We start from the raw sequence: 25,736 nt of genomic DNA on the forward strand, positions 1-25,736 counted from the left end.
CCCACATTCGATTTTGTTAGTAATTTACTACTTCAAACAATAAATTAAAGGACTAATTAATATGCTACGTTTTATGGCAATAATAACTGCACTGGCTACTTTAAGTGGTTGCTCAAACATGACTTTTCATACTGATATAGACAACGACGTTTTATCTCAAGAAATTGGTACCTACGTTAATAAAAGAGATTTGCAGCAGTTTTACAGCGACCAAGAAGCACACGAAAGTGGCGCTACACTTTTAGGCCGAATAGCAGGTGAAAGCTGTGATGGCGATGGTATGGGTAACAATAATGTAAGCTATAACCGTTCTAAATCAAATGCTATTGATTTACTTAAAGCTGATGCCATGCGCAGAGGCGCAAATGCTTTTACTATTAACTCTTGTAGCGAAACCTCTGTATCGTATTGCGACCTATCTGTTTTATGTACCGGACAGGCCTACGACTATTAATAAATCATATATTAAGTGCAAAGCTCAGTAGCACACGCTTTCCAGACTCGATTTTAGATACGCTGTGTTCGTACTTATCGGGCCTAAATAAATACACCCTATTAAACCAGTTAATAATACATTTAGCGCATTTAAACACCCCACCGCTTTTAGGTTTTACTAATACAAAGTTGAGTTTGTAATAGCGCCCTTGCTGCACCGGATCAATGTGGTTCATTACGCTGTGATTAGTTGGGTAAGTAACAAGGTTTATCGAAAATGTATTACTGCTAAAAATGGCTTTGTTTTTAACGGTTGCAATCATACGGCCTCCTATGAGTTTATATGCCGCATTGTAGCATTTAGTAAATTATGAATGCTTAGACTAAACAATATCAAAATACGATGTCATATAACTAAACAACCTGAAACAAAAAAGCCGAACTTATTTACTAAGCTCGGCTTTTAAAAATGCATTATTTAGCAATTATGAACTTGGGTATTCGCGGTAGGCACGTTCGATATTTTTAGCCTGCTTTTTAGAAATACCTAAATGCGCCAATGCTACACGTAAACGAGCACGCGATAGGTCAGAGCCTAATATTTCCATAGCATCAAGCACAGAGGTAGATGACGTTTTACCCGTAATTGCCACAAAAATCGGCTCTAAAAAGTCTTTAATTTTAAGCTCGTGGAACGTTGCTACTTCTTTTGCAATGGCAAAAATAGCTGGTTTATCAAAGCTACGTAGGCCTTCTAGCTGCCATACAAAAAATTGTAGTGCTTGGCGAATTACGTCTTCATCGGCTTTGCCCGCTGTTAATAGCGCAGGATCATAAGTAGGTATACCACCAACAAAATGCCCAGCTAAGTCAACTAAGTCCGACAATGTGTTAATACGTGCTTTGGCTTCTGGTAATACTTTAGCTAGCATTTCGCCATTAAACTTCCAATCAACAAAGCGCTGAATTAACTGCTCGTCAGTTAGGTTTTCGCGGATCCACATGCCGTTTAACCAGCTAAGTTTATCTACGTCGAATACTGGGCCACCTAGTGATACGCGCTTCATATCGAAGTTTTCAATCATTTCGTTAAGAGTGAATTTTTCACGCTCATCTGGCATTGACCAACCCATGCGGCCTAAATAGTTAAGCACGGCTTCTGGCAGGTAACCCATTTCTTTATAGTAGTTAATAGAGGTTGGGTTTTTACGCTTAGACAGTTTTGACTTATCTGGGTTACGCAGTAGCGGTAAATGCCCAAGTACTGGCGCTTCCCAACCAAAATCTTCGTAAAGTTTTAATAGTTTAGGCGCTGAGTTAATCCACTCTTCGCCACGGAAAATATGGCTAATTTGCATATGGTGGTCGTCAACTACGTTCGCTAAAAAGTAAGTTGGGAAGCCATCAGCTTTTAATAGCACTTGCATATCGACGTTTTCCCACGGGATCTCAATTTCGTCGCGTAGGTAGTCGTTAAATTTAAAAGTGCCTTCGCTAGGGATTTTCATACGTATAACGTAAGGTTTACCCGCTGCTAGGTTTGCTTTAATTTCGTCGTCTGTGTGGTTTAAGCCACGGCCGTCGTATTTAGGGCGTAGACCTTCTGCCATTTGCTCTTCGCGCATTTTATCCAGCTCTTCGCTTGTTGCAAAACAGTAAAATGCTTTGCCGTCGTCAACGAGTTGGTGTGCGTATTTTTTGTATAAATCGCTACGCTCAGACTGGCGGTACGGGCCAAACTCACCGCCCACATCTGGGCCATGATCCCACTCGAGCCCTAACCAACGCAAACTATCCATAATTGCTTGCTCTGACTCGGCAGTGCTACGTACTTGGTCGGTATCTTCAATGCGAAGTACAAATTCACCACCTTGCTGTTTAGCAAAACAGTAATTAAATAAGGCGATATAAGCGGTGCCAAGATGCGGGTCGCCAGTTGGCGACGGGGCAACACGGGTGCGAATTGTCATGGTAATGTCTCTTTTAATAAGTGAGATGGTAAAGTTATTTATGCTGCTACTTTGTTTATATAAGCAATAATATCGTTTGATTCGTATAGCCAAGTTACTTGGCCATTTTGCTCGATGCGCAGACAAGGCACTTTAACTTTTCCGCCTTGTTCTAGCAGTTCTTGACGATATTGCTCATTACTTTTTGCATCACGCGCTTCTATTTTAAGGCCTTCGCGCTTAATAGCACGGCGCACTTTTACACAAAACGGGCATGCTTTAAATTGATAAAGCTTAAATTGTGCGGTTTGCTGATCAAGCTGCTGTTGCACTTCTGGAGCACGTTTTTTACTACGTGGCGTAAATACAAAATTAAAGAATAAAATTATACTTCCTAATAACCAACGAACTAATTTCATTAACTGCACTCTATTTACAACAAATTTAAGGTGCCAGATTTTAACACAAAAATAGCAGCAAAAAAGCTCAAATATACTCAGCCAGTATATTTGAGCTTTGTAAGCTCAACCTCGGGTCAGGTTAATTATTTAGCTACTAAAATGGGAGCTTATTTATTCAGCTATACTGCTTTTTATTACAGTAAAATTAAGTCATCGCGATGCAGTACTTCTGCCCCGCCATCGTAATCAAGTAATTCACCTATTTGCTTAGAGTGCGCGCCTTTAATTTTATTAACTTCGCTGCTGCTAAAGCGGGTTAACCCACGAGCAATAAGTTGTTTGTCGCTATTTATTACACTTATTAGATCGCCGCGCTCAAATGCCCCCAACGCATTGGTCACGCCTTTAGCAAGTAAGCTTGCACCTTTAGTTTGCAGCGCGGTTATTGCACCTGCATCAATAACAATTTGCCCGCTACTTTTAGGTCCAGCGAGTAACCACTTTTTACGCCCTTCTTTTGGCGCAGTGAGCTTTAAAAAACGTGTGCCGGGCAGTTGCTCGCTCATACATTTTAAAATGACATTTTTACCCGCACCTTTGGCAATTATAACCTCAACCCCAGCACGCCTTGCAATGTCGGCTGCTTGCAGTTTGGTTGCCATACCGCCGGTGCCCAAGTTTGTGCCACTACCACCAGCAAGCTGGCGCAATTCGTCGTTAATATCACTCACTTCACCAATTAATGTGGCATCGGCATTAGTGCGCGGATCGCTGGTAAATAATCCTTCTTGATCGGTGAGCAATAACAGCTTATTGGCATTAGCTAAAATAGCCACCAACGCTGATAAATTATCGTTATCACCTACTTTTATTTCACTAGTAGCAACCGCATCATTTTCGTTAATGATGGGCACTACGTCGTAGTTTAATAATGCATTTAGTGTATCGCGGGCATTTAAATAGCGCTCTCTGTCGTTAACATCGGCGCGGGTTAACAGCATTTGCCCTACGTTTACACCATACAAAGCAAACAAGCTTTGCCAAATATGAATGAGCTGGCCTTGACCAACTGCTGCTAGCATTTGCTTATCTATTACGCTGCGGCCACAGGGCTTTAGTAATTGCTCTCGTCCGGCCGCCACGGCTCCGCTCGAAACTAAAATAACGTGATGCCCTTGCTTTTTAAGCTCACAACATTGGCGCACTAGTTCAACCATATGCGCTTTATCTAGCTTATCGGTGCCGCCAGTCAGTACGCTTGTACCTAGCTTTACAACGATTACCTGATCCCTTTGCATTTATTTTTACTACTGAATAATTAAAGATGAATTTATTTATACCAGCTGGGTATTTTTCAACAAGTAAAATATATTCATGCTAGGATCTGATTTTATTCAATTGTGTAAATTACCTGCTATGCCTGCCAGTTTATGTTTAATTATTGCCACCTTTTTATGGGGTAGTTCCTTTATTGCACTTAAGTATGCCATTGCTATTTACGACCCCGCTTTGGTGATATTTTTACGCATGCTAACCACATTATTTTTATCGCTGTGCTTATGGCGCTATGTAATACGCTTTGAATACAGAGTTGGTGACTGGAAGTATTTAATTGCTATGTCGCTGGCTGAGCCTTGCTTGTACTTTTTATTTGAAGGCCATGCAATGGAATATACCTCGGCATCGCAGGCGGGGGTAATTGTGTCGTGCTTGCCTATTATTATTGCTGTACTGGCTTTTTTTATGCTTAAAGAATACATCAGTAAATCTATTATTATTGGCTTTACTTTTTGTATTGGTGGCAGCATTTTGCTCACTGTGCTTTCACCAAACTCCGATCAAGCGCCTAACCCATTATTAGGTAATTTTTTAGAACTTATGGCCATGGTATGTGCGGCGTTTTATACCGTTTGCATTAAACACTTAGCGAGTCGTTATTCACCGTTAACGCTTATAGCGCTGCAAGGCATTAGTGGCAGTTTATTTTTTGCACCGTTTTTGCTTTTTATCGACCTACCAAGCGAAAATCAACACAATATAACCGCTTTATTAAGTATTTTATATTTAGGCTCGTTTGTTACTTTAGGCGGTTATGGTATGTATAACTACGCTATTAGTAAGGTATCGGTATTAACCGCAGCGGCTTATTCAAATTTAATTCCTATATTTACGCTGATTCTTTCGGCCATCATTTTAAATGAAGTGCTTAACTTGTGGCAGTGGCTGAGTATATTTGTGGTATTTGTTGGCGTAATGATCAGCCAACGTCATCAAGAATTAGTGGTTGATATCCCCAGCGCCGAGTCGGGCGAGGATATTTCCACCGATCTTACTACCTCCGATATCATATCGGCCGAAACCAATAGCCTAAATTCGGTTCCCGATGCTAACGCGTCAAAAGGGTAGCACGTTAGTAAATACAATTGTGCAGTGTGTAAAAATGTGTTTTCTGACCCATGAATTACCTCGCTGCCGGTTACTTTATAATGCTGCAAGGTGCCATTTTGTAATTGCAGGGTAAACTGCTCTCCCACTTTAACGTGCTGTAAAAAAGCAAAGTGAGTGTCGTTATGCCCTGCAATGAGTGCCCCAGCTTGTTTACTACCAAGCTCTGCTGCGGGTAAAAAGTGGCTGGGCGCAAAGGCTAAATTACGCCCGCTAGCACCTGCTAATACGGTGAGTTTTTCATTATGCGCCGGCCAATTTAATTGTGCGGTTACATAACTATCGGCGTAAAACCATGGCTTAACTTTTGCTTCAGGCGTTTTAAGAGCCTGCTGCCAGGCCTGTTCAATTAGTAATTGCGCCAGCCATGCTTTGCCTTGCATGTAAGCGCCATGACCAAATAACCCCAAACCAAGTATTAATAGCCCCGCGCTTAGCCACTTTTTCATTTAAAACGCCTTACTAGCACAAACCCACTTAACAATAAAATTCCTAATATTATATGTACTTTGCTTTGCCCATCGGTTTGTGGCAAACGCATTGCCATACCCTGAGGAACTGCGTTAGTAGCATTAGCTGTTTGTTGTGCTATTGGATTAATTTGTGTTTGCTCTATTGCTATAAAAGCCGTGAATGGGCTGAGTAATTGATGAGTAAGCGCCAATTGTTGCACTTCGTCTTTAACTGCATTTTGTGAGTTATAGAGCAGCAACGACTTAATTTTTTGACGAGCCCACAGCTTAGCAATTCCTTTAGCATTTGAGCCTGCTTGTGTGTTTAGGTTAATACTAATAGGCCCTTGTGCAGTTTGCCCGTTTAATATTACATTACTGGCATTATTGAGCTTTATAGCCACCATTATTGGCTCATTAAAATAGAGATCTGGCAGTGGCGAAGGCCAAAAGTCTAGGCTATTACCGTTTTCATCGCTTAGCGCTAAATTAGTAATTGCAGGATGTGCGAGCTTATCAAATAACTGCTGCATTTTAGGTTGCACCTCGCTAGTGCTGCCTATAAAAGTAAACGAGCCCTTGCCTACATCTGCCGCACGGCGCATAAAAAAGCTATTGGGGGCGCTGCCAATACCAACTGTAAATAAGCGGCTATCGCCTAATTTAGCTTGAATACTTTTAAACAGTGCATCTTCGTTGCTTACGCTACCATCGGTTAAAAATATTACTTGGCGTACAAAACCATCAAACTGCGAACCATCTAAAACGGCATCAAGTGCGCCTTGTATTTCTGTACCGCCGTCGGCTTGTAACCCATATATAAAGCGCTCTGCGCGGCGTAAATTAAAGCCACTTGCAACTAAAGGTTTATCGCTCATTAGGGTTACTACATTATCAAACCCTATAATGTTAAAACTGTCGTTACTGTCTAGCAGCGATAGCGCATAAAACAATGCGTTTTTAGCTTGCTCCATAGACTGCCCATGCATAGAGCCCGAAGTATCGACTACAAATACTGTTTCGCGGGCTAATCGCTGCGTTGCTATAAAGTTATCTGCAGGCGGCATTAGCATAGCGAGCCCGTAGCGCTCGCCATTTTCAAACTGCTCGGTAAAAAATGCAGCTTGGGCTTGCTCTTTTTGCAGAGGTTTAAACTCCAGTACAAAGTCGCGGTTTAGCGCATTTTGCTCATTTAACTCTATTGAGTATTGTCCAAATGCAGTGTTTTGAATATTTACATTATGAAATTTAGAATTTATATCTACCAGCTCTAAACCTACGTCTATATCTAAGTTTAAATTAAACTGACTACTTGGCTTATCGTCATTTTTTTGCGTGCTATAAACTGGGCTTAGCCAACCATGTGGTAGCGAGTTAGTTGGTTTTTGGCTTTCTTTATTTATGTCAATTTCACCTTGGGTTACATGATAACGCGGTGTGATTGTGCCCGGAAAGCGCACTGTAAAGGTGCCGCTGCTGTAATCAATTATTTCTTGATATTCCAGCTCAATAATAACCTGCTCCCCAGGGGCTATATTAGCTACGTTTGTAATAAACATATTAGCGCGTTGCTGGCGTACTAGTGCTGCTTGCTTGCCGGCCTGTTTGGCTTCTGCGTATTTTTTTTCGGCCGCCACTTTTTTATCAATTTGGCCCTTAATTACTCGCTCGCCAATACGCATGGTCATAGCATGTACTGCGCTTTCATCGGGCAGCGGAAACACATAACGCGCATTAACAGCAAACGGGTTTTGGTTTTGATAAGTTTGTTTAACTACAACATGATTTATAAGTCCGGTTAATGTCATATTTGCATCACTTTTTAATATTATTGCAGGGCCTGCTTGTGCGCCGCTGCTATCAAAAAGTTCTAACTTGGGAGAGTGTGCGTGGCTTTTAAAGCTCGTTAACATCACCAGTATACCCAGTGTAAAAAGGCTTACCCATTTAAGGGTAAGCACTTTGCTTGGTTTACTCAAAAAAAACATAAAATCACTCCATCGAAGGCTTTAATTTAATTACTTGCTGTTTGGCTATTTACAGGATTTATTAAACGAGTAGTAAGGGTTATCCGCCGATCAAACGTGTTGTCTTCTACTGTGTTAGTTTTAGCAAGTGTTTGCTGCTCACCAAATGCTTGCGTGCTTAAGCGCGTGTGGCTTACGCCCTGTTTTATTAAATAGCTTTGCACCGCATTTACACGTGCTTTTGAAAGTAAAAGGTTGGCTTGTTCATCACCGCGTTGATCGGCAAACCCACTTAAATCGAGCGCTAACTGTGGCTGGTTTTTTAAAAGCGTAACGAGTTGGTCTAACTGCAATGCAAAATGTGGCGCAATAACACGTGAGCCGGTTTTAAACTGTACTGTCATGGCAAGTAAATTATTAATTTGCGATTGTGTTAACTGCTCATTTTGATTAGCAAGCACTTCGATTTGTTGCTCTAACTGGCTGTTATGGCTAAGCAGGTGTTGGTAGTCGTTGGTTTTTTCTGTCATTACAATTATTGCACGCTGTTGCTGGGCAATTTTGTTATCAGCAACTTTTGCATCGCCTATTAAACCACCAGCAAATGCTCCCACAAAAGCACCAATAGGGCCGCCTACTACACCACCTATAATAGCGCCCGATCCTAAGCCTATTGCGGTTTCGGTGTGCGCTTCTTTTGTAGCCGTATTATTAGAGGTTGATGCTAATGCGGGACCGCAAAAAACGGCCGCTAGGGTTAGCGCTATTAATGTCTTCTTCATGATTGATCCTTAAACTTACTTTTTAATTTATGATGTTTTGTTTTGATGGGTGTATTAAAACAAGCTCAAGTGGCAACAAAGGGGAGCAAAAATGGCAAACCACTGAGCAATTGTGGCAAAAAAAAGGCAATTGCCTTTTTAAGCGTACTTAGCTTAAAAACTTCGTTATAGTGCGTTGGTAATAAAGAGGATAAACCCAGAAATGAAAAAAATAGCCATCATTGAAGATGAACCCGCCATTCGCGAAAACTACACTGAAATGCTCAGCGCACAAGGTTATCAGGTAACTGGGTATGCAAATCGTAGTAGCGCAGAAGCGGCGTTTAAAAATGCCCTGCCCGATTTAGCCATTGTTGATATTGGCTTAGGTAATGAAATAGATGGTGGGTTTTTGCTGTGCCAAACATTGCGATCACTGTCTAAAACGCTGCCTATTATTTTTTTAACCGCTCGTGATAGCGAAATAGACACTGTATGCGGCCTACGTATGGGCGCCGACGACTACCTCACAAAAGATATTAGTTTGGCTCATTTAGCGGCGCGTATTGGTGCGCTATTTCGTCGTATGGAAGCACTTAAACAACCTGCCGACGAAAATGCACTTATAACTCGTGGGCCGCTAACGCTCGACACACAGCGCATGCAGGTGTTTTGGCAACAACTATTAGTTGATTTAACAGTAACCGAATTTTGGATGTTGCACTCCCTCGCACAGCGCCCCGGACATGTTAAAAGCCGTAATGAATTAATGAGTGATGCTAAAATTTATGTAGACGACAGCACCATAACTTCACACGTAAAACGTATTCGTAAAAAATTTATAGCACTCGATAGTAACTTTGACTGCATAGATACAGTGTATGGCATGGGCTACAGGTGGGAGCAAATTTAATGTTGCGATTTGGCCTACGTAGTAAGTTTATTTTACTTTCTTGCTTTTTATTTTTATTGCCCTGGTTGGGCTACGAATATGTGTGGGAAATGGAAAAGTTTTTACGCCAAGGCCAAGAAAAAACCTTAGTAGGCACTACCCGTGCCCTCGCCACTGCCCTGCATGAACGCCCTGCATTATTTGATCAGCAAACTAGTTTTTTAGATCAAGTTGTAAAGGGCCGCGATCTATACGCGTACAACCTTAAAAATCCTATTCAACTCGATGGTAAGCTCACAGATTGGGAGAGCTATCAGGCATTATTTTGGCAATACGACAAACGCTACTTACAAAAAACCGACAACAAGCATCAAGCCAGCGATCTGTCGTTTGAGCACATGGTAGGAAAGTTTGATAATTACCTTTATGCACTGTTTAAAGTAACTGATAACCAACTCGTTTATCGGCCAAAAAACAGTTTAAGTATTACTAATAACGACCATTTAAAAATTGGCTTAAAAACACCTGATGGGCAGTTTAACCGCTATATTATTGCGCCACGGCAAGATGGCTGGGTAAACGCTTTTAATGCAGATAGCAAAGTACCCTTTACAAAAATTCAGGGCTATTTTAGCAGTACGGCGGCTGGCTACAATATTGAGCTACGCTTTCCTATTAGTATGCTTGGCAATAAGCTTGGCTTTGCCATTGTTGATGTAGATAACAAAGAGCCCTTTTTAGAACCTAAAATAATGTCGACCTCAAACTTAAATAACCCCAGCGATTTAGGTTCAGTACTTGTGCCCTCTCCCGAAATTAATCGTATTTTAAAAGGCATGGGCCACAGTGGCAGCCGTATTTGGGTGGTTGATAAGCATCATAGAGTATTAGCACAATCGGGCTCGATTCATCATGCCGATGGCGTATGGGCTGACGGCCTTGCCAATCAAGCTCCTGAAACTTGGTGGCAACAGTTTGAGCAAAACTACTTGCATCCCCTTTATTATAAAATTTTAACACGCCCCGAAAACGAATTTTTAGATACTCTGCACGACGTAGCAGCTATGCAAGGCAGTCATTTAGCCAAAGCACTAAAAGGCCAGCCTGCATCATCGTGGCGATTAACCCCCGACAGTAAAGCCGTTATTTTATCGGCTGCTTACCCTATTTGGATCCAAGATAAAGTAATTGGCGCGGTAATAGCCGAGGAAACTACCAATGGCGTACGTACACTGCGTAATAAATCGCTCGAAAAATTATTTAACGTTATTTTAGCCGTGATGCTTATTGGCACTGTAACCTTATTCTTTTTTGCCTCTCGAATATCGAGCCGTATTAGGCGTTTGCGCGATACTGCAGAGCAAGCTATAGATGCACAAGGGCGAGTTACTGGCAGTATTAATTACAGCGATGCTAATGACGAAATTGGCGATCTATCACGCAGTTTTGCTAATATAGTCAGCCGCCTTGGTGGCTATACCAACTATTTAGAAAATATGTCGTCGCGGTTATCGCACGAGCTGCGTACACCTGTTGCGGTAGTGCGCTCATCGCTCGAAAATCTGCAAATGCAACCACAAAGCGAGCTGAGTCAAAAGTACTTAGATCGCGCCAGTGAAGGCGTTGAACGCTTAGGTAAAATTATTACCACCATGAGCGAAGCCACTCGCTTAGAGCAAAGTATTCAAAGCAATGAGCCTGAGCCATTCGACTTACAAAAAGTAATAAGTGGCTGCATGCAGGGCTACCAGCTTACTTACCCTAAGCAGCTGTTTACACTTGATATATGCCAAACTGCGCTTCCTATGCAAGGCGCACCAGAGTTTATAGCGCAACTGCTCGATAAGTTAATTAATAATGCAATTGAATTTAGCCACGCAGAAAAGCCAATTAGTGTTAGCTTAAAGCAAAACGACAGTGCAGCAATTTTAACCGTAGGGAATTATGGTCCATTATTACCTGCAGGTTTAACTGAGCATATTTTTGATTCTATGGTGTCGGTGCGTAGCCAGCAAATGCAGCAACAGCCACATTTAGGATTAGGACTCTATATTGTAAGGTTGGTGTGCGACTACCATAATGCCAGTGTAACCGCTAAAAACAATCAACAGGGCGATGGCGTAGTGTTTACTGTAAGCCTGCCATTAGTTAAGTAAAAGTGGGTTGTAATTTACTTAACTAATACTCGCCACTGGGTTGGCTTTTTTTGGGTTACAATTTAGTAAGAGTTAAAATGTAACTGTTCACTTTTAATTCAGTGGCAAGACCCTAACCTAGCGCTAATCACCCTAAGCTAAGGTTTAATCATGCACCCACTATTAGAGCAAGAAGAGCTAGATTTTATATTTGAATTATATAGGCCAACAACAAGCACTAAACCTGTAAGCGAGCAGAGCCAAAACCGCAACTATAAAAAAGTAACGCAGCGCCAGTGCAATAAAGATAACAGCACATCAAGTTACTTAATTTAATTACTTTTAATGCCCTACTCACTGTGCCTGTTTTTCTCGTGTTAAAAACGCTTTTACACAGTTTATTTCCGCTTGTTTAACTTCCTCGCCTATTTCTGGGCCTTTTTTGCCGCTGTTAAGTGCAGCTTGTACCACTTGTTTTTTATCTAGCTTTAATAGTTCTGCATGAATAGCACGCAGCTTAGCTGCTTGCGGGTAAGGTTTATCTACGAGTGTTTCGCCGCGCCCTTGTGCATCGCATTGGCATGCTTGAGTAAAAGCAATAAAACGTTGTGGATGAACCAAGGCGTTTAAATTAGTCACAATTAACTTATGAACCGTTTCGGGCCTTAATTGCTCTAATGTATGACAAAGAGTGTGATTATCGCTAGTAAGTACGCCAATATCGCGAAAGCAATTAGGTATTTTTAAACGTTCACAAAACTGTTCAACTACAGCAACCCCATCTCGTTCATGGCCACGTAAATTACCGCGTTTTTTAAAACTGATCGCTTTACCAAAGTCGTGAGTTAATGCAGCAAAACGCGTTGCTAAATCAAAATTCAAATCGGCTGCACGCCTAAGTACTAACATGGTATGCACAAACACATCACCCTCGGGGTGATGTTGTTTAGGTTGCGGCACATTAACCATTTTCTCAAGCTCGGGAAAAATCCCTAAGCCTTGCAACGCTTGAAAATAAAGTTCGGGATGCTTTTCACCCAGGGCTTTTTCGGTCTCTAACCATACTCGCTCTGGCACTAAATGATTAAGCTCGCCTTGCTGCTTAAGCTGTTGCATTAGTGCATAAGTGCTTGGATGTATACGCCACTCGCTGCCAAAACGGGCTAAAAAGCGAGCTATACGCAACACCCGCACTGGGTCTTCTACAAATGCATCTGTTGTATGGCGCAGTATTTTATCTTTAAGGTCTTGTTGGCCGTTAAATGGGTCAATTATATTATCGTTAGCATCGAGCGCCATAGAGTTTATAGTTAAATCACGTCTGGCTAAGTCTTCCTCTAGAGTCACATCTGGGCTGGCATCAACCACAAAACCGGTATAGCCTTTGCCACTTTTACGCTCAGTGCGCCCAAGTGCATATTCTTCTTTGGTTTTTGGGTGTAAGTAAACCGGAAAGTCGCTACCTATCGGCACAAAGCCTAGCGCTTCCATTGCCTGTGGCGTTTCGCCAATAACAACATAATCGTTGTCATTTGATGCTCTTTTTAGCAGTAAATCACGCACTGCACCACCAACTAGGTAAACCTGCTCCAATGCTTTATCCACGTAACCTCCAAAAACAAATACCAAAACCGCAATTAATGGTACTAATTATACCCAAAACCATATTAAAAGTCTGAGTAGTTTGACCTACCGCTAACTTGCTCATTACAATAGCGCTTTATTTTTAGCTAAAGTCATAACAACAATGAAAAAGCACTCTGCAAAAAAAGAACTCATGCTACTGCCTATATTACTGGTGGTTATTTTAATGTGTGTGGTGGGGCACTTTTTTATGCAAGCGGATTATCAAGACAGTAACATGATTGAATACATGTTAGCAGCGCTGCCATTTGCAATGTTTGGCTTAGTGGTTGTAGCCTTTAAAATGGCGGCTAAAAGCGAAAAAGAAGAACAAAACGAGCAGGATTCTTAATCCTGCCTTATGTGTTTAAAGTACATGATAACCAAACCAATCAGGTTTTATTTTTTGTGCTTGCCCACTTGGGGTCAGTTTTATACTAAGCTGGCTGTCGAGTAAATCTATTGCAAAGCAATCGTCTACGTCGTGTAAATCATCTTTATGAATATGGCTAAAGCCAGCGAGTAAATCGTTTTTAGCGCGCTGTTTGGCCTCTTGACTACTGCTTGCTACATACAGTGCAAAGTCGTGTTGCTCAGCCATTAAATCGCTTCTGTAGGCGCCTAAGTTTACAAAGTAAAGCTGTTTAGTTTGCTCAACTGGCGTGTCGCTTACTGTAACTTTATAACCATCTATGTGGTTAATTGCCATGTAGCTATCCATATGCACGCTGTTTTTGTCGCCCACCCATTGGCTTTTTAATTTAGTATAGGTTTGCTCAATGTTTTGCCCAACTACAAAACGAATGTCGTGCATTTCTATGTGACAGCCCTGAATTCGCCCACCTAAATACACCATGAATAACTGCATGTTTAGTTCCTATAAATTGGTTATTTAAGCTAAATTATCAACATCTATATTGTGCTTTTTAATCAGTTTATAAAAATCTGAACGGTTACGTTTAGCTAGTTTTGCGCCTTCGGCGACATTTCCACCAGCCATTTTAAGGGTGTTTATTACGTAGTCGCGTTCAAATTCTTTTTTAGCGTCGTTTAGCGACAATGGCTCTACATTTTTTTCGTTGCTATTTAATGCACTTAGCACTAAATGCTCTGAAATAACTTCGCTTGGGGTAAGTGCTACAACTTGCTCTACCACGTTTTGAAGTTGGCGAATATTACCTGGCCAGTCGTAACGCACGAGTGCGTGCATGGCGTCGTTGGCAAAGTGTTTTTCGCTTTGCTTCATTCGCTTTGCAATACTGGCGCTAAAGTATTGTGCAAGTAGACTTATATCTTCGCGACGCTCGCACAAAGGAGGGAGTTTTAAATTAACCACGTTTAAGCGGTAGTATAAATCCTCCCTAAACTGCTGATTTATAATCGCTTCGGGGAGGTTTTTATGAGTTGCCGATACAATGCGAACATCTATGGCTATTTCTTCTTGAAAGCCGACTGGACGTATGGTTTTTTCTTGCAATACGCGCAGTAACTTAACTTGTAAATTAAGCGGCATATCACCTATTTCATCTAAAAATAAGGTGCCTCCCTCAGCTTGTTGAAACAGTCCTTGGTGATCTTTTATTGCCCCAGTAAACGAACCTTTTTTATGACCAAATAATTCTGACTCTAGCAGTTCACCCGGTACTGCGCCGCAGTTTATCGCTACAAATGGGCCTTTACTTACATGGCTATGCTGATGAATAGCTTGAGCTAATAACTCTTTACCCGTACCACTGGCTCCCGATATTAATACGTTAACTTGCGTTGGCCCTAGCAGTTTAACTTGCTCTAGCAAATGTAGCATAGCGCCGCTACGGGTAACTATATTGCTAGTGGGTATTATTTCATCGGCATTTACGCCGTGTATTTCTATCGCTTTTGCTAAGCTGTCGAATAACTCGTCTTTATCTATTGGTTTGGTAATAAATGCAAAAATGCCTTGTTTGGTAGCCTCTACCGCATCAGGAATAGAGCCATGCGCTGTCATCATAATAACGGGCAATGCCGGATAGCGGCTTTGCAATTGGCGGTGCAGTGCCATGCCATCCATTTCGTCCATGCGCAGGTCGGTTACTACGGCATCGAACACTTGGCTTTTTAATATTTGTAACGCAATTAGGCCGCTCTCGCAGGTGGTAACCTCGTAGCCTTTTGATTCGATACGAATAGCGAGCAATTTTAATAAGCTGGCATCGTCATCCACTAATAATACTTTTGCACCTTGCGGTTTTATTGCTGGCATAACTACTGCTCCTTAGTTTCTTCGCGTAATAACAGTTGCTGCTCTATGGTTGCTAATGACGAGAGCGTTTGTTGCATTTTATTATTAAGTGCTTGCTGCTCTTTTTTAGCATTTATTTGTAGTGTTACTTGTTGTTTTTGTAGCCATAAATACTGTTTTATATCGTCTGGCCAATAGTAAGCTTGGTCAAGTTTAAGTAACTTACTCATTACCGTATTAGGATCGCTACTAGTGTTTAAACACATAAATTGAAAAAAGTTTTTTAGTTCTTTTTCGCCAACAAAATCTTTGTTATCTGGGGTTAACTTAAAACCACCACATTTATTAGCATGCCAGGCTATTACTTGCTCCGCAGGGGGATACATAGGATCGCTTTTAGGCCGAGGCTTTGGGCTTGGCTGGCTGTTTTTATCGCTCGTTACTTTAGTTTGAGTTTGCGCCACAGGGCTATCAACCACTTGCTGTTGGGGGTTATTAGTTTTGCACCCCGATAAAATGATGGCACTGCCACACACACATAAAATAGCCATTAAACGCGAGGTCATGCTAGTTAACTCCTTGATTTGTTATTATGGGAAGCGTAATTAAAAATCGACAACCTTGGGGTTCATTTTGCTCTATTAATAATTGTCCGTTTAATTGCTCTACTGACTCTTTAACAATAGTTAAGCCTAAGCCACTGCCTTGTAGCGTAACATTTTTGCTATGCTTACCTTGATAAAATGCGCTAAAAACATGTGCTTTTTCGTGCTCTTTAATTCCGCATCCCTCGTCGCTTATCGCCATTTTTAGCTTACTGTGCTCAAAGGTTAACGCTATAGATACTGCCTGCCCGTGTTGTGAAAACTTTAAGCCATTAGAAATTAATTGCACTAAAATCATTTCAATTAACTCCCCAGGTAACGCAAGCGCCTTATTAGGTAAGTTGTTATGCCAAATAAGGATTTGCTCTCGGGCTGTTAGGCGGTGCTCAAAATGACTATTAATTTTATTAATTAAATGATTAAACTCAACCTCACTTACGCTGTCTTTACTAGTACGAATCGCGTTATAACTAAGTAGGCTGTCAATCATAGTACGAAGGCGCACCATAGACTGGCTAATAAGCTCAAGTACAGCGCGTTGCTCTTTAGTTATAGGGCCAACTATTTCATCGCTGAGCAAGTCGGTGCCCTCGACCATTGAGGCTAGAGGTGTTTTAAGTTCGTGGGTAACGTGGCGTAAAAAGGTGTCTTTTTGCTGCTCAAGTATATGTAACTGAGCTTGCACCCATTGTAATTTATTACCTAATTCAACTAGCTCTGCTGAGCCTTGCACGGCTATTTTTTGTTGCCAGTCACCTTGCCCTAATTTACCAATAATTTTAGTCAAGCTTTTTAAGCGGCCACTTATACGCCACAAAAAACCGCCTCCTACTAAGAGTGTTAGCGGAATTAGCGCCACCAGCCAGTTAATAAATGAAGTTTGTAACTGCGCTATTTCTTTTTGATTATTAGTAATTTGGGTTTCGCTTTTATCGCGTAACCATAAGGTAAGTTCGGCGAGTAAATCGCTAATAGGTAAAAACAAGGCTACCTGCTGTTGTTTTTGTTCAACAAGTTGAGTGTGTGCTAGTTGCAGAGTATTCGTTAAACGCTGCCATTGTGCGGTGTGACTTTTACTGGGCGCTATACGTGTAAGATCTTCAATACTTTGTAGCGATGCTTGCCACTTATCAACTATGAGCGTATCGAGTGACTCACTTTTTAGTACCCAATTTTGCCGAGTAGCGCGCTCTAAACTATTGAGTTCTTGTTTTAAAATATTAAACGATTTAGTTACTTGGTAGTTATTACTAACAATTTGCTGAGTTACAGCTAACTGCTTATTAAGCGCATTTAAAAATACAATAACCACTAACGATAAGGGTAATAACGACAGCAGCATACTCATTACAAACTGGCTAATTAAATTAGGGCGCCAATTAAGTATTGCTTTGTATTTTTCAGCCATCGCTGCTGGCATTGCATCCATCCTTTAGTAACTTTAAACAGCCTATTATTAAGCGTTTAAGTTATACACTAGCTGAATCAATTTATATATCTGTTATTCGTACTGTAAAGCCGCCTGTTGCCAAACAGCAACAACTCAACTCTTTGATTTGTATTGCTTCTTTATTTATAAGCCAAATTTCGTTGCAAAAAACACACAGGTACCTGTAAAACTTGCTTAACCTATAACACCAAAAACCATAAGCAACTGAATTTAAAAGATAAAAATAATTGGCATCGTTTTTGTAATAGTTAATCTAAGTTTATCTTATAAGGAAATGACCATGAGTAATCGCTTTTTAATTATTATGCCAATCGTTGCGCTAGGCTTTTTGAGCGCTAACGCGCTGGCAATGGATGTACAAGCTACTTTTAATGAACTTGATAAAGACAGTAACGGTACTCTCAGCGAAGCTGAAGCTGGTGAGGACGCTGTACTTCATGAAAACTTTTCACAAATAGATACTGATCAAAATGGTCAGTTGTCGCTAGATGAGTTTAAACAGTTTATTAAGTAACTAACCTAGTAACCAAAGGAGTTTTTTATGAAACAGCTTATAGCCGCATTTTCGTTACTGTTTTTAGTTATTAGTGCTACTGCCCTGGCTTCATCGTTTAATGCTCGTTTTGCTTTTTTAGATAAAAATATGGATGGAAAAATATCTATTACCGAAGCCAAAAAAGATAAAGAAGTAATGAAACAGTTTTCTGATTTAGATGTAAATAACGATGAAATGATCTCTAAAAAAGAGTTTGAGGCGTTTAAGCCTTAAGTTTAAATTCAAGTTTAATCTTGTAAAATTAACTAAAAGTATTTGCTATAACCCCTGAGGGAGTGTGTAAATGGATTTAATGTTGGGCGTTAAATTATGGCAAGTACTTTATTTTATTACGAATGACATTAAAATGAGCTTTGCGAAGGAGCACCATGAAGATACGCGCTTGTTTAGTTAGTTGCTTATTATTACTAAGCTTTAATTCATTAGCACTTGATGTAAAGCAACGTTTTGATCACCTTGATACAGATCAAAGCGGCTATTTAATTCACCATGAGCTTGAGGCTCAACCGCACTTACTAAACAACTTTAGCAAATGGGATAAAAACCAAGATAATAAAATTTCATTGGTTGAATTTAAAAATTATCTTACGAATAACCTCTACTGAGTAATTTATGAAAAATATAAGCTATATAGCGCTCGTTGCGCTTAGTATTTGTAGCACACCAAGCTTTGCCAGCAGCAATAACATTGCCAAGCAATTTGAAAAATTTGATCGTAACCAAAACGGCTTATTAAGCCGAGCAGAAACAGCCAGTGACCCTGCCCTATGGTCTCGTTTTGCAAGTTACGATAAAGACAAAGACGGCCACCTTTCTTTAAGCGAATTTACACTTTATGCAAGTCAGTAATTAATTTACCAATAAATTAACTGGCTTACTCTGCACAAATAACAATCCAACCACCTCAAGTGGTTGGTATTATAAAAGTGAGTTTGTTATGTTAAAGCCATTAACAATAAAAATAAGCTCACTATGCCACTCAAAAAAATAATCAAACCTTTGCTACTCGCTTGCCTTTGCGCAGGCTCAAGCCTTGCGGTTGCGCAAACTAAAGTTATTTACAACGCCAACGGCTACACACCTTTGTACAAAGGTGAAGTGCAGCAGTTTTCTACTTTAGTTATAAAAAACGGTAAAGTAGTTAAACTTGGCGGCGATACGCTGAAAAATAGCTTTCCAGATGCCAAGCTTATTGACGCTCATGGCAATACGCTATTACCGGGTTTAATTGACGCACACGGTCACATTATTGGTTTAGGCAATAACCTGTCACAATTAGATTTACGCGGTGCGCTTTCTATTGATGAAGTTACTAATAAACTCAAGGTATTTGCAAATAACAAACAAGGTTGGATTATTGGCCGTGGCTGGAATCAAGAGCTGTGGCAAAAAAAGCAGTTTCCTACCGCTGCCGATTTAGATAAAGTAGTGAGCGATCGCCCTATTGTACTATCGAGAATTGATGGCCACGCTATTTGGGTAAATAGCAAAGCCCTAGAGCTTGCGGGCATTACTGCAAACACCCAATCGCCAGAAGGCGGCGAAATTATTAAAGACGAATTTGGCAATCCTACTGGTATATTTGTAGATAAAGCAGAATCGTTAATTAAACAATTTATGCCAAAACCATCAAAACAAACTCTTAGTGACTCTTTAGATGCTGCCGGTAATCATTTATTAAGTTTAGGGATTACCTCAACCCATGATGCGGGTATAGATAAAACCACTTGGGAATTATACAAAGAACGCGGTGAACTAGGCAATTTACCACTGCGTATTGTGGCAATGCTCAGTGGCGCGAGTCCTGATTTAAAAACCATGTTAAAAGCAGGTCGATACCAAGATGCCAACGACTTTATGTCTATTCGCAGCGTTAAGGTTTATGCTGATGGCGCATTAGGTTCGCGTGGCGCGGCGCTAATTGAGGATTATGCCGATAGAAAAAACCACCATGGCTTAATGCTCGAAACCCAGCAAAAACTAGAAGAGTTATTTACGCTTAGTTTTAAAAGCGGTTTTAGTGCCAACACCCATGCAATTGGCGACAAAGCTAACCACGTTGTATTAGATGCTTATAAAAATGTATTTAAAGCAACCGGCGGAATTTTACTACGTAACCGTATGGAGCATGCACAAATAGTAACGCTTGATGATATTAAGCGCTTTAAAACATTAAAAATTATTCCTTCAATGCAACCAGTGCATGCCACCTCTGATATGCACATGGCAGAGCAACGCTTAAGCGAAAAGCAATTAGCGGGTGCTTATGCATGGCAAACCTTTTTAAAACAAGGGTCAGTGATTGCAGCAGGATCTGACTACCCAATAGAATTGGCAAATCCTTTTGATGGCTTGTATGCAACAATTACTCGTATGGATCACAACCAACAACCAACCCAGGGCTGGCGCGCTAGCGAAGTATTAAGCCGTGAAGACGCACTGCGTGCTTTTACCCTAGGCGGCGCTTATGCAGCGCATCAAGAGTTTAAAGTGGGTAGTTTAGAGCAAGGAAAGTGGGCCGACTTTATTTTAATAGATAAAGATTATTTTAAAGCCCCGGTTGATGAACTATATAAAATAAACGTATTACAAACATGGATTGCAGGCAAACTTCGTTACGAAAAAGAGGCTGTGACTGCGCAATAAACTGAATACAAACTGAAAATAACAAATTAATGATAAAATTTAATTAAAGTAATCAAAAAGTGTGTCGATAAAGTGGGGTATTTAAAAATTCTCTTATGTTTCAGGAAGAAAACATGTTATCTAAAAAAATATCTCTTACTTTATCGGCACTTTTTACCCTTTCACTTTCAGCTTGTTCTAGTCACCCTGTTTACAATGGTCACGCTCCTCATAATGACTATTCTCATAACAAAAGGCACGTTCAAAATGACTCGCCTCGCGTGAGTAACTGGCAGTTTCCAGAAAAAAATTACCGCCCAATAAATAGCAGTAAATTACTTAGTAATTACACCGAACAATTAGCCATGAAGCTAATTGAAAATATGAATTACATAAATAGTAATACCCCTATTGCCATTACTTCTTTTGTAAATTTAGATGATAACCTACAAACAACTAATATTTTTGGTAACCATTTAGCTGAGAGCTTTATTACTGAACTACAAGAGTTTGGATTATCTGTTGTAGATTACAAACACACAGGAACTGTACATGTAACCCCAAATGGCGACTTTTCATTTAGTCGTAATGGTCGAGAAATTAAAGGCTACCCGCATATTGAATACACTTTGACTGGCACACTTACTTATACCAATCGCGGTGTTATTGTAAACGCACGTATTATTGGCGCTAAGTCAAAGGTAGTGGTGTCTTCGGCTAAAGGATTTGTGCCTAGTTTTGTGGTTGAGTCGTTATATCCCACTCGCCGCGTTGACGGCATAGCGCTTGACGCAATCTTATAAAAACCAAAAAGGATTAGCTTAGGCTAATCCTTTTTAGGCTCTGGCTGTTTATTACGGTATAATTTAAAAATATGATACGCGTTTACAAACGCGAGTAAGCCGTTAGTAAAGGCAACGGGTACTGCACCAATAGCTAAGCCATAAATAGTAAAGGCGATACACCCAAATAAATTATACCAACGCAGCTTTACCACGTCGGTCATTGTTAACGATGCAACCAGTAAAGCAGATGCTATATAACCTAAATATTCCCAACTCAATTGTTCTCTCCTAGGCTTTAGGTTAGCATTGCATATTAAACTTTAGTACATTGAATCTGTACAGCAACGTAACAGCTAAATAAAAGTTAACCTATAAATGGCTTAAAACTCTGTTGGTTATCAGCAGCTATACTGCTCAAATAATTAGTCCAACAGTGCCAGCCCATTATATTAGCAGCACCTGATATGTTAATTAATTTAACATAATTTCTTAGAGCTTTGATGCTATCGCCATTAAGGTGCAATAAATAGGACAATTGTCCGAAGAGTATGATTGATGTTTCAATACCATTTTTCCAGTTATCTTGTTGAACAACTACTTACCTTTGCCGGTAGTAGTTATCAGCAATCAAAAAAAGAAATATTAATACAACAAGACCAGCCTTTAACTAAGTTGGTACTTGTGCGCAGCGGAACTGTGTCGTTTAGTTACGATGTAGGTAACGGACGACGCCTGCTGCTTGGTCAACTCGATTGCAATAACACCCTCATTGGTGAAATAGAAGCGCTCAATAATAACCCCTGCATTTATACAGTAACCTGCTTTAGCGATGTAACTTATAATTTAATTGAGTTAAAGCATTGGCGTGCGTTATTACTTGAAAAACCTGAGCTGAGTTTATACACAGCACAAACTATAGCGGCTAAATTTCAAGAAAATCAAAAAATAAACCTAGATAAATTATTATTGCCACTGAGCTATAACATAGCTAAAGACTGCCTACTAAGAGCCGAGAACAACAACCCTACACTGCTGCGTGCATATCCTACGGTAAATGCCGAAGCAGAACGTTTTGCAACCACTGAGCGCGCTTACAGGCGCGTTGTAACAGAACTCGTAGAAAAAAGCTTAGTACAAAGAAGTACCCAAGGTTTATTAGCAGTAGATATACCGCGCCTAAGCCAATATGTAGATAGCTTTGCGCAATTGTAATTTATTACATCAGGTTACATAGGTTGAAACGTTAAGTTTTATCCATAAAAAAAGGCCTTAATGGCCTTTTTTTTATTTATGCAGGTTGATTATTTTTCTAGCAAAATGTCATGTATTTTTGCTAGGTCTGATTTGCCAGCAATAATTTCATCCGGTGTTAAACCCGATAACTCATGCGGAAACACTAGCCATTCTTCAGACTCATGAATATAGTAATCTGGCTTCATGTCTACTTTAGAGTTTTTAGGCTTGTAGTAAGGGCATGCAATGCGAATATCGCGCGGTAAGTTTAAACGCATTAGCTCTGAAAGCTTTTCTTTTAATGCAAAAATACTGCGGCCAGAGTCAAACACATCATCAACAATGAGTAATGAGTCACCTGCATTAGCATTTTCTACAATGTAGTGTAAACCATGTACTTTTATCTCTTTAGATTGCTTTCCAATGCCATAATAAGACGATGTACGTACCGCAATGTGATCGGTTTCAATGCCTTTGTAATCGTAAAATTCTTGCACTGCAATACCTATGGGTGCACCACCTCGCCAAATACCAATAATGAAATCTGGACGAAAGCCATCATTATACACTTGCGCTGCTACGCGAAATGAATCTTCAAGTAATTGTTGAGCCGTGATATAGCACTTATCTGACATAGTTAGGATCCCAGTGGTGAGTACAACATTTGAGCGCAGCTTAGATTAAAGCTGTAAATGAAACGTTCAAACATCTAAGGCGAGGGATTTTACCGTAATTTAAATCAAAATGCTTGTTTGCAGCACAAAAAAATAGGCACCAAACGGTGCCTATTATAATTTTTTAATAAACTAACTCTGCAAATATTACGCTTTTTCTAACAAGGTGCGAGCAACAGTACGCATGCCTTGTGTGGTAGCGCCTGCAGCCCATTGGTTAGTGCTGCTCATATTAAATGCAGCTGCCAGATCAATATGCACCCAGCCTTTGCCATCATTTGCTACAAAGCGCGATAAGAAACCAGCCGCATTTGATGCACCACCATAACCACCGCCTTTTTGCGCACGGCTGTTAGCTGTATCGGCATAAGCCGATGGGCAGTTTTGCTGATGCCACTTTTCAAGTGGTAATGGCCACGCTGCTTCCATTTCTTGAGAAGCAAAGTCTTCAACTTCACGTACTAGCTCTTTATCAAGTGCAAACAAAGCATTGTACTCTTGGCCAACAGCAACTAGCGCAGCGCCGGTTAGTGTTGCAGCATCAATAATTAATGGCGCACCACTCTCACCTGCGGCCATTAAGCCATCAGCTAATACTAAACGCCCTTCAGCATCGGTGTTTACAATTTCAACTGTAGTGCCATTTTTATACGTTAAAATGTCACCCAATTTATAAGCATGGCCAGAAATTAAGTTTTCTGCACAGCATAAAAACAGCTTAATACGTTTTTCAATACCGCGATTAATAGCCAGTGCCAAACCAGCCGTTACTGTAGCAGCACCGCCCATATCGCACTTCATGCCTAGCATACCTTCGCTTGACTTAATTGAGTAACCGCCTGAGTCAAACGTAATCCCTTTACCTACAAGCGCAGCGCTTACTGGCGCATTTGCGTCGCCTGTTGGGTTGTAATCAAGCTCAAGTAAAACTGGCGGGCGAACACTACCACGGCCAACAGCATGAATACCGATCCACTGTTGCTCTAATAATGCATCGCCTTTAATAATTTGGTAGCTCACATGCTCAGGCGCTAACGATTGAATAAATTCAGCGGCTTTTTCAGCAAGGCTTTCTGGGTAAATGTCATCGGCAGTACCGTTAACCATTTCGCGAGCCCAAATAGCTGAGGTTTTTAAGTTACCTAGCTCTTTAATATCTGACTGTGCGTTGTCAACAAAGGTAACGCCATTTAACGATTTAGGCGTTACAAACCCTTGATAAAACGCCCACTGGCTTTCGGTACACCAAGTATCGCCAGTTAGTTCAACAGCTTTTACGCCTTGAGTAGCAATAGTACGCGCTGCTTTTTGAACATTTTTTAATGTTTCTTGCTCAGATAAATGAACGGTTGCCCCGTGTTCATTAAAAGATAACGACGCGTTTTCGCCCCAATGGCTTGGTGCTGACTGCTCGCTTAGTTGAACAACAAATTTTTCACTCATGTTAGAATATCCTTGCACTTAAATGTGCCACCGAGTTTACTATAGAGCGCTTGAGTTCCCAACAGCTTGAGATAAATAACATAAATTACGCTACGGAAGTTATTATGAAGTACCAACCTGCCCTGCAATCAGCCACCTTATTAAAACGCTATAAACGTTTTTTAGCTGATTTACAGCTCAGTGATGGCTCAGAGTTTACCGCCCATTGTGCCAATACAGGTAAAATGACTGGCTGCGCTGAACCCGGTTTTAATGCTTTTTACTCCACCAGTACTAATAGCAAACGCAAATACCCGCAATCGTTAGAGCTCACCCAAAATAGCTTATCGCAACTTATTTGCGTTAATACCGCAGTGGCAAATAAAGTTGTTGCTGAAGCTATAAATGCCAATCTTATTAGTGAGCTTAGCAATTATGAGCAATTACAAAGCGAAGTTAAATATGGCAACGAAAACAGCCGTATCGACTTTTTACTAACCAGCGATGAGCGTCCTAATTGCTACGTTGAAGTTAAATCGGTAACGCTATTAAGCCAAGATAACCCCCGCAGTGGCCAAGGCTACTTTCCTGATGCACCAACTCTGCGCGGGCAAAAACATATTCGCGAATTAATAGAGATGGTAGAGCAAGGTCATCGTGCAGTATTGCTTTTTGCTGTACTGCACCAGGGAATAAACCAGGTAAGCGCTGCTGCTCATATAGACAATAAATATGCACAGTTACTAAATGAGGCAATTAACCAAGGCGTTGAGGTATTAGCATATAAAGCAGATATTTCTACCAACGAAATCATCTTAAAAGAGAAGCTCCCTTTTATATAATCATCATTTAATACAAAGTGTTGTAATTAGGTTTTGGTAAATACAAATATAAAGCAGCGGTAATGGGCTAAATATATAAAGTAAACTTTAAGTAACACCTTGTTTTTTAAATTTTAGCCCACATATATAGGCAAGTTTAGAAACCGATAGTGCGATTAAAAAAAGTACAAATATTACTTATCATACTTTTAAATCAATAAACGTGGTTACAGCTAATTCGATTAATTAAAAATAAATTTGCCTAGGGTATGAGATTCTGTTAT

28 protein-coding genes and 1 pseudogene are annotated in these 25,736 nt (G+C 40.4%); 14 read left to right on the forward strand and 15 right to left on the reverse strand.

What is annotated here, in order from left to right; translation table 11 throughout:
* Positions 1 to 61 precede the first annotated feature (61 nt).
* A complete protein-coding gene (locus tag AAEY55_RS06940) occupies positions 62 to 454 on the forward strand; it encodes a hypothetical protein (protein ID WP_011327336.1) in 393 nt (130 codons plus the stop codon).
* Positions 455 to 458: 4 nt separating this feature from the next.
* Here AAEY55_RS06940 and AAEY55_RS06945 read toward each other — a convergent pair whose 3' ends face one another.
* The 4 genes from AAEY55_RS06945 to proB form a co-directional block, all read right to left on the reverse strand.
* Positions 459 to 758 (reverse strand): hypothetical protein, encoded by a 300-nt coding sequence (locus tag AAEY55_RS06945; protein ID WP_011327334.1) that lies wholly within the window; start codon positions 756 to 758, stop codon positions 459 to 461.
* A gap of 162 nt (positions 759 to 920) precedes the next feature.
* The gene (gltX, locus tag AAEY55_RS06950) at positions 921 to 2,405 is read right to left on the reverse strand and encodes a glutamate--tRNA ligase (protein ID WP_350544553.1); all 1,485 of its coding nucleotides are present in this window, start codon (positions 2,403 to 2,405) and stop codon (positions 921 to 923) included.
* A gap of 38 nt (positions 2,406 to 2,443) precedes the next feature.
* Complete coding sequence (locus AAEY55_RS06955; RefSeq protein ID WP_197182207.1) at positions 2,444 to 2,803, reverse strand: glutathione S-transferase N-terminal domain-containing protein; 360 nt, start codon at positions 2,801 to 2,803, stop codon at positions 2,444 to 2,446.
* A gap of 176 nt (positions 2,804 to 2,979) precedes the next feature.
* The gene (gene proB, locus AAEY55_RS06960) at positions 2,980 to 4,083 is read right to left on the reverse strand and encodes a glutamate 5-kinase (RefSeq protein WP_011327331.1); all 1,104 of its coding nucleotides are present in this window, start codon (positions 4,081 to 4,083) and stop codon (positions 2,980 to 2,982) included.
* Positions 4,084 to 4,201: 118 nt separating this feature from the next.
* Here proB and AAEY55_RS06965 point away from each other — a divergent pair, with 118 nt between their 5' ends.
* Positions 4,202 to 5,191: a DMT family transporter gene (locus AAEY55_RS06965; protein ID WP_041454657.1), complete on the forward strand. Its 990-nt coding sequence runs from the start codon at positions 4,202 to 4,204 to the stop codon at positions 5,189 to 5,191.
* Here AAEY55_RS06965 and AAEY55_RS06970 read toward each other — a convergent pair.
* The 3 genes and pseudogenes from AAEY55_RS06970 to pdsO form a co-directional block, all read right to left on the reverse strand.
* Positions 5,191 to 5,679, reverse strand: a pseudogene (locus tag AAEY55_RS06970) (class GN sortase); the annotation flags it as partial. The gene AAEY55_RS06965 and the pseudogene AAEY55_RS06970 sit on opposite strands and share 1 nt — an antisense overlap.
* Complete coding sequence (locus AAEY55_RS06975) at positions 5,676 to 7,670, reverse strand: marine proteobacterial sortase target protein (protein ID WP_089367806.1); 1,995 nt, start codon at positions 7,668 to 7,670, stop codon at positions 5,676 to 5,678. The pseudogene AAEY55_RS06970 and the gene AAEY55_RS06975, both read right to left, overlap by 4 nt.
* A 26-nt stretch (positions 7,671 to 7,696) precedes the next feature.
* Positions 7,697 to 8,431: a sortase-associated OmpA-like protein PdsO gene (gene pdsO, locus AAEY55_RS06980; RefSeq protein WP_350544547.1), complete on the reverse strand. Its 735-nt coding sequence runs from the start codon at positions 8,429 to 8,431 to the stop codon at positions 7,697 to 7,699.
* Positions 8,432 to 8,633: 202 nt separating this feature from the next.
* Here pdsO and pdsR point away from each other — a divergent pair, with 202 nt between their 5' ends.
* The 3 genes from pdsR (at position 8,634) to AAEY55_RS06995 (ending at position 11,773) form a co-directional block, all read left to right on the forward strand.
* Positions 8,634 to 9,323, forward strand: coding sequence for a proteobacterial dedicated sortase system response regulator (gene pdsR / locus AAEY55_RS06985; RefSeq protein ID WP_011327326.1), 690 nt, complete (start codon positions 8,634 to 8,636; stop codon positions 9,321 to 9,323).
* A complete protein-coding gene (gene pdsS, locus AAEY55_RS06990) occupies positions 9,323 to 11,458 on the forward strand; it encodes a proteobacterial dedicated sortase system histidine kinase (RefSeq protein ID WP_350544543.1) in 2,136 nt (711 codons plus the stop codon). The genes pdsR and pdsS overlap by 1 nt, the downstream gene beginning before the upstream one ends.
* A 150-nt stretch (positions 11,459 to 11,608) precedes the next feature.
* Complete coding sequence (locus AAEY55_RS06995) at positions 11,609 to 11,773, forward strand: hypothetical protein (protein ID WP_011327324.1); 165 nt, start codon at positions 11,609 to 11,611, stop codon at positions 11,771 to 11,773.
* A gap of 18 nt (positions 11,774 to 11,791) precedes the next feature.
* Here the strand turns inward: AAEY55_RS06995 and AAEY55_RS07000 are convergent, their stop codons facing one another.
* A complete protein-coding gene (locus AAEY55_RS07000; RefSeq protein ID WP_197107917.1) occupies positions 11,792 to 13,042 on the reverse strand; it encodes a multifunctional CCA addition/repair protein in 1,251 nt (416 codons plus the stop codon).
* 142 nt (positions 13,043 to 13,184) lie between these two features.
* Here AAEY55_RS07000 and AAEY55_RS07005 point away from each other — a divergent pair, with 142 nt between their 5' ends.
* Positions 13,185 to 13,412 carry a hypothetical protein gene (locus AAEY55_RS07005; RefSeq protein WP_011327322.1) on the forward strand — a complete coding sequence of 76 codons (228 nt, stop codon included), beginning with the start codon at positions 13,185 to 13,187 and terminating at the stop codon, positions 13,410 to 13,412.
* Positions 13,413 to 13,427: 15 nt separating this feature from the next.
* On the opposite strand, the gene AAEY55_RS07010 is transcribed toward AAEY55_RS07005, so the two are convergent.
* From AAEY55_RS07010 to AAEY55_RS07025, 4 genes are read right to left on the reverse strand one after another with little or no spacing between them, the layout of a single operon-like run.
* Positions 13,428 to 13,928, reverse strand: a complete 501-nt coding sequence (locus tag AAEY55_RS07010) for a DUF1543 domain-containing protein (protein ID WP_011327321.1) — start codon at positions 13,926 to 13,928, stop codon at positions 13,428 to 13,430.
* A gap of 24 nt (positions 13,929 to 13,952) precedes the next feature.
* The gene (locus tag AAEY55_RS07015) at positions 13,953 to 15,302 is read right to left on the reverse strand and encodes a sigma 54-interacting transcriptional regulator (RefSeq protein WP_011327320.1); all 1,350 of its coding nucleotides are present in this window, start codon (positions 15,300 to 15,302) and stop codon (positions 13,953 to 13,955) included.
* Positions 15,303 to 15,304: 2 nt separating this feature from the next.
* Complete coding sequence (locus tag AAEY55_RS07020) at positions 15,305 to 15,847, reverse strand: hypothetical protein (protein WP_011327319.1); 543 nt, start codon at positions 15,845 to 15,847, stop codon at positions 15,305 to 15,307.
* Position 15,848: 1 nt separating this feature from the next.
* Entirely contained in the window at positions 15,849 to 17,306 is a 1,458-nt protein-coding gene (locus AAEY55_RS07025) for a HAMP domain-containing sensor histidine kinase (RefSeq protein ID WP_089368933.1), read from the reverse strand.
* A gap of 310 nt (positions 17,307 to 17,616) precedes the next feature.
* On the opposite strand from AAEY55_RS07025, the gene AAEY55_RS07030 reads away from it, so the two are divergent.
* The 6 genes from AAEY55_RS07030 (at position 17,617) to AAEY55_RS07055 (ending at position 21,320) form a co-directional block, all read left to right on the forward strand.
* Positions 17,617 to 17,850, forward strand: coding sequence for an EF-hand domain-containing protein (locus AAEY55_RS07030; protein WP_011327316.1), 234 nt, complete (start codon positions 17,617 to 17,619; stop codon positions 17,848 to 17,850).
* Positions 17,851 to 17,877: 27 nt separating this feature from the next.
* Positions 17,878 to 18,105 carry a hypothetical protein gene (locus tag AAEY55_RS07035; RefSeq protein ID WP_058372653.1) on the forward strand — a complete coding sequence of 76 codons (228 nt, stop codon included), beginning with the start codon at positions 17,878 to 17,880 and terminating at the stop codon, positions 18,103 to 18,105.
* Positions 18,106 to 18,260: 155 nt separating this feature from the next.
* Positions 18,261 to 18,497, forward strand: coding sequence for a hypothetical protein (locus AAEY55_RS07040; RefSeq protein ID WP_011327314.1), 237 nt, complete (start codon positions 18,261 to 18,263; stop codon positions 18,495 to 18,497).
* 7 nt (positions 18,498 to 18,504) lie between these two features.
* On the forward strand, positions 18,505 to 18,741 hold the full coding sequence (locus AAEY55_RS07045; RefSeq protein WP_011327313.1) for an EF-hand domain-containing protein: 237 nt from the start codon (positions 18,505 to 18,507) through the stop codon (positions 18,739 to 18,741).
* A gap of 123 nt (positions 18,742 to 18,864) precedes the next feature.
* Positions 18,865 to 20,538, forward strand: a complete 1,674-nt coding sequence (locus AAEY55_RS07050) for an amidohydrolase (protein ID WP_089367802.1) — start codon at positions 18,865 to 18,867, stop codon at positions 20,536 to 20,538.
* Between the two features lie 113 nt (positions 20,539 to 20,651).
* Positions 20,652 to 21,320, forward strand: a complete 669-nt coding sequence (locus AAEY55_RS07055; RefSeq protein WP_011327311.1) for a FlgO family outer membrane protein — start codon at positions 20,652 to 20,654, stop codon at positions 21,318 to 21,320.
* A 23-nt stretch (positions 21,321 to 21,343) separates the two neighbouring features.
* On the opposite strand, the gene AAEY55_RS07060 is transcribed toward AAEY55_RS07055, so the two are convergent.
* Positions 21,344 to 21,580 carry a YgjV family protein gene (locus tag AAEY55_RS07060; protein ID WP_089367801.1) on the reverse strand — a complete coding sequence of 79 codons (237 nt, stop codon included), beginning with the start codon at positions 21,578 to 21,580 and terminating at the stop codon, positions 21,344 to 21,346.
* A 277-nt stretch (positions 21,581 to 21,857) separates the two neighbouring features.
* Between AAEY55_RS07060 and AAEY55_RS07065 the strand changes: the two genes are divergently transcribed.
* Positions 21,858 to 22,514: a Crp/Fnr family transcriptional regulator gene (locus AAEY55_RS07065; RefSeq protein WP_011327309.1), complete on the forward strand. Its 657-nt coding sequence runs from the start codon at positions 21,858 to 21,860 to the stop codon at positions 22,512 to 22,514.
* A gap of 89 nt (positions 22,515 to 22,603) precedes the next feature.
* Here AAEY55_RS07065 and AAEY55_RS07070 read toward each other — a convergent pair whose 3' ends face one another.
* Both AAEY55_RS07070 and pepB read right to left on the reverse strand, forming a co-directional pair.
* Entirely contained in the window at positions 22,604 to 23,170 is a 567-nt protein-coding gene (locus tag AAEY55_RS07070) for a phosphoribosyltransferase (protein WP_011327308.1), read from the reverse strand.
* A 186-nt stretch (positions 23,171 to 23,356) separates the two neighbouring features.
* Positions 23,357 to 24,652, reverse strand: coding sequence for an aminopeptidase PepB (gene pepB / locus AAEY55_RS07075; protein WP_011327307.1), 1,296 nt, complete (start codon positions 24,650 to 24,652; stop codon positions 23,357 to 23,359).
* 104 nt (positions 24,653 to 24,756) lie between these two features.
* On the opposite strand from pepB, the gene sfsA reads away from it, so the two are divergent.
* Positions 24,757 to 25,473: a DNA/RNA nuclease SfsA gene (gene sfsA, locus AAEY55_RS07080; RefSeq protein ID WP_089367800.1), complete on the forward strand. Its 717-nt coding sequence runs from the start codon at positions 24,757 to 24,759 to the stop codon at positions 25,471 to 25,473.
* Positions 25,474 to 25,736 lie beyond the last annotated feature (263 nt).

The sequence above is a fragment of the Pseudoalteromonas sp. 120-MNA-CIBAN-0494 genome, assembly GCF_040308885.1.
GTDB lineage: Bacteria > Pseudomonadota > Gammaproteobacteria > Enterobacterales > Alteromonadaceae > Pseudoalteromonas > Pseudoalteromonas nigrifaciens.

What these genes read in the sequence shown, in the direction of transcription:
- AAEY55_RS06940 (WP_011327336.1), top strand. Translation starts at nt 62, where the DNA reads ATGCTACGTTTTATGGCAATAATAACTGCACTGGCTACTTTAAGTGGT.
- AAEY55_RS06945 (WP_011327334.1), bottom strand. Translation starts at nt 758, where the DNA reads ATGATTGCAACCGTTAAAAACAAAGCCATTTTTAGCAGTAATACATTT.
- gltX (WP_350544553.1), bottom strand. Translation starts at nt 2,405, where the DNA reads ATGACAATTCGCACCCGTGTTGCCCCGTCGCCAACTGGCGACCCGCAT.
- AAEY55_RS06955 (WP_197182207.1), bottom strand. Translation starts at nt 2,803, where the DNA reads ATGAAATTAGTTCGTTGGTTATTAGGAAGTATAATTTTATTCTTTAAT.
- proB (WP_011327331.1), bottom strand. Translation starts at nt 4,083, where the DNA reads ATGCAAAGGGATCAGGTAATCGTTGTAAAGCTAGGTACAAGCGTACTG.
- AAEY55_RS06965 (WP_041454657.1), top strand. Translation starts at nt 4,202, where the DNA reads ATGCCTGCCAGTTTATGTTTAATTATTGCCACCTTTTTATGGGGTAGT.
- AAEY55_RS06975 (WP_089367806.1), bottom strand. Translation starts at nt 7,670, where the DNA reads ATGTTTTTTTTGAGTAAACCAAGCAAAGTGCTTACCCTTAAATGGGTA.
- pdsO (WP_350544547.1), bottom strand. Translation starts at nt 8,431, where the DNA reads ATGAAGAAGACATTAATAGCGCTAACCCTAGCGGCCGTTTTTTGCGGT.
- pdsR (WP_011327326.1), top strand. Translation starts at nt 8,634, where the DNA reads ATGAAAAAAATAGCCATCATTGAAGATGAACCCGCCATTCGCGAAAAC.
- pdsS (WP_350544543.1), top strand. Translation starts at nt 9,323, where the DNA reads ATGTTGCGATTTGGCCTACGTAGTAAGTTTATTTTACTTTCTTGCTTT.
- AAEY55_RS06995 (WP_011327324.1), top strand. Translation starts at nt 11,609, where the DNA reads ATGCACCCACTATTAGAGCAAGAAGAGCTAGATTTTATATTTGAATTA.
- AAEY55_RS07005 (WP_011327322.1), top strand. Translation starts at nt 13,185, where the DNA reads ATGAAAAAGCACTCTGCAAAAAAAGAACTCATGCTACTGCCTATATTA.
- AAEY55_RS07010 (WP_011327321.1), bottom strand. Translation starts at nt 13,928, where the DNA reads ATGCAGTTATTCATGGTGTATTTAGGTGGGCGAATTCAGGGCTGTCAC.
- AAEY55_RS07015 (WP_011327320.1), bottom strand. Translation starts at nt 15,302, where the DNA reads ATGCCAGCAATAAAACCGCAAGGTGCAAAAGTATTATTAGTGGATGAC.
- AAEY55_RS07020 (WP_011327319.1), bottom strand. Translation starts at nt 15,847, where the DNA reads ATGACCTCGCGTTTAATGGCTATTTTATGTGTGTGTGGCAGTGCCATC.
- AAEY55_RS07025 (WP_089368933.1), bottom strand. Translation starts at nt 17,306, where the DNA reads ATGCCAGCAGCGATGGCTGAAAAATACAAAGCAATACTTAATTGGCGC.
- AAEY55_RS07030 (WP_011327316.1), top strand. Translation starts at nt 17,617, where the DNA reads ATGAGTAATCGCTTTTTAATTATTATGCCAATCGTTGCGCTAGGCTTT.
- AAEY55_RS07035 (WP_058372653.1), top strand. Translation starts at nt 17,878, where the DNA reads ATGAAACAGCTTATAGCCGCATTTTCGTTACTGTTTTTAGTTATTAGT.
- AAEY55_RS07040 (WP_011327314.1), top strand. Translation starts at nt 18,261, where the DNA reads ATGAAGATACGCGCTTGTTTAGTTAGTTGCTTATTATTACTAAGCTTT.
- AAEY55_RS07045 (WP_011327313.1), top strand. Translation starts at nt 18,505, where the DNA reads ATGAAAAATATAAGCTATATAGCGCTCGTTGCGCTTAGTATTTGTAGC.
- AAEY55_RS07050 (WP_089367802.1), top strand. Translation starts at nt 18,865, where the DNA reads ATGCCACTCAAAAAAATAATCAAACCTTTGCTACTCGCTTGCCTTTGC.
- AAEY55_RS07055 (WP_011327311.1), top strand. Translation starts at nt 20,652, where the DNA reads ATGTTATCTAAAAAAATATCTCTTACTTTATCGGCACTTTTTACCCTT.
- AAEY55_RS07065 (WP_011327309.1), top strand. Translation starts at nt 21,858, where the DNA reads ATGTTTCAATACCATTTTTCCAGTTATCTTGTTGAACAACTACTTACC.
- AAEY55_RS07070 (WP_011327308.1), bottom strand. Translation starts at nt 23,170, where the DNA reads ATGTCAGATAAGTGCTATATCACGGCTCAACAATTACTTGAAGATTCA.
- pepB (WP_011327307.1), bottom strand. Translation starts at nt 24,652, where the DNA reads ATGAGTGAAAAATTTGTTGTTCAACTAAGCGAGCAGTCAGCACCAAGC.
- sfsA (WP_089367800.1), top strand. Translation starts at nt 24,757, where the DNA reads ATGAAGTACCAACCTGCCCTGCAATCAGCCACCTTATTAAAACGCTAT.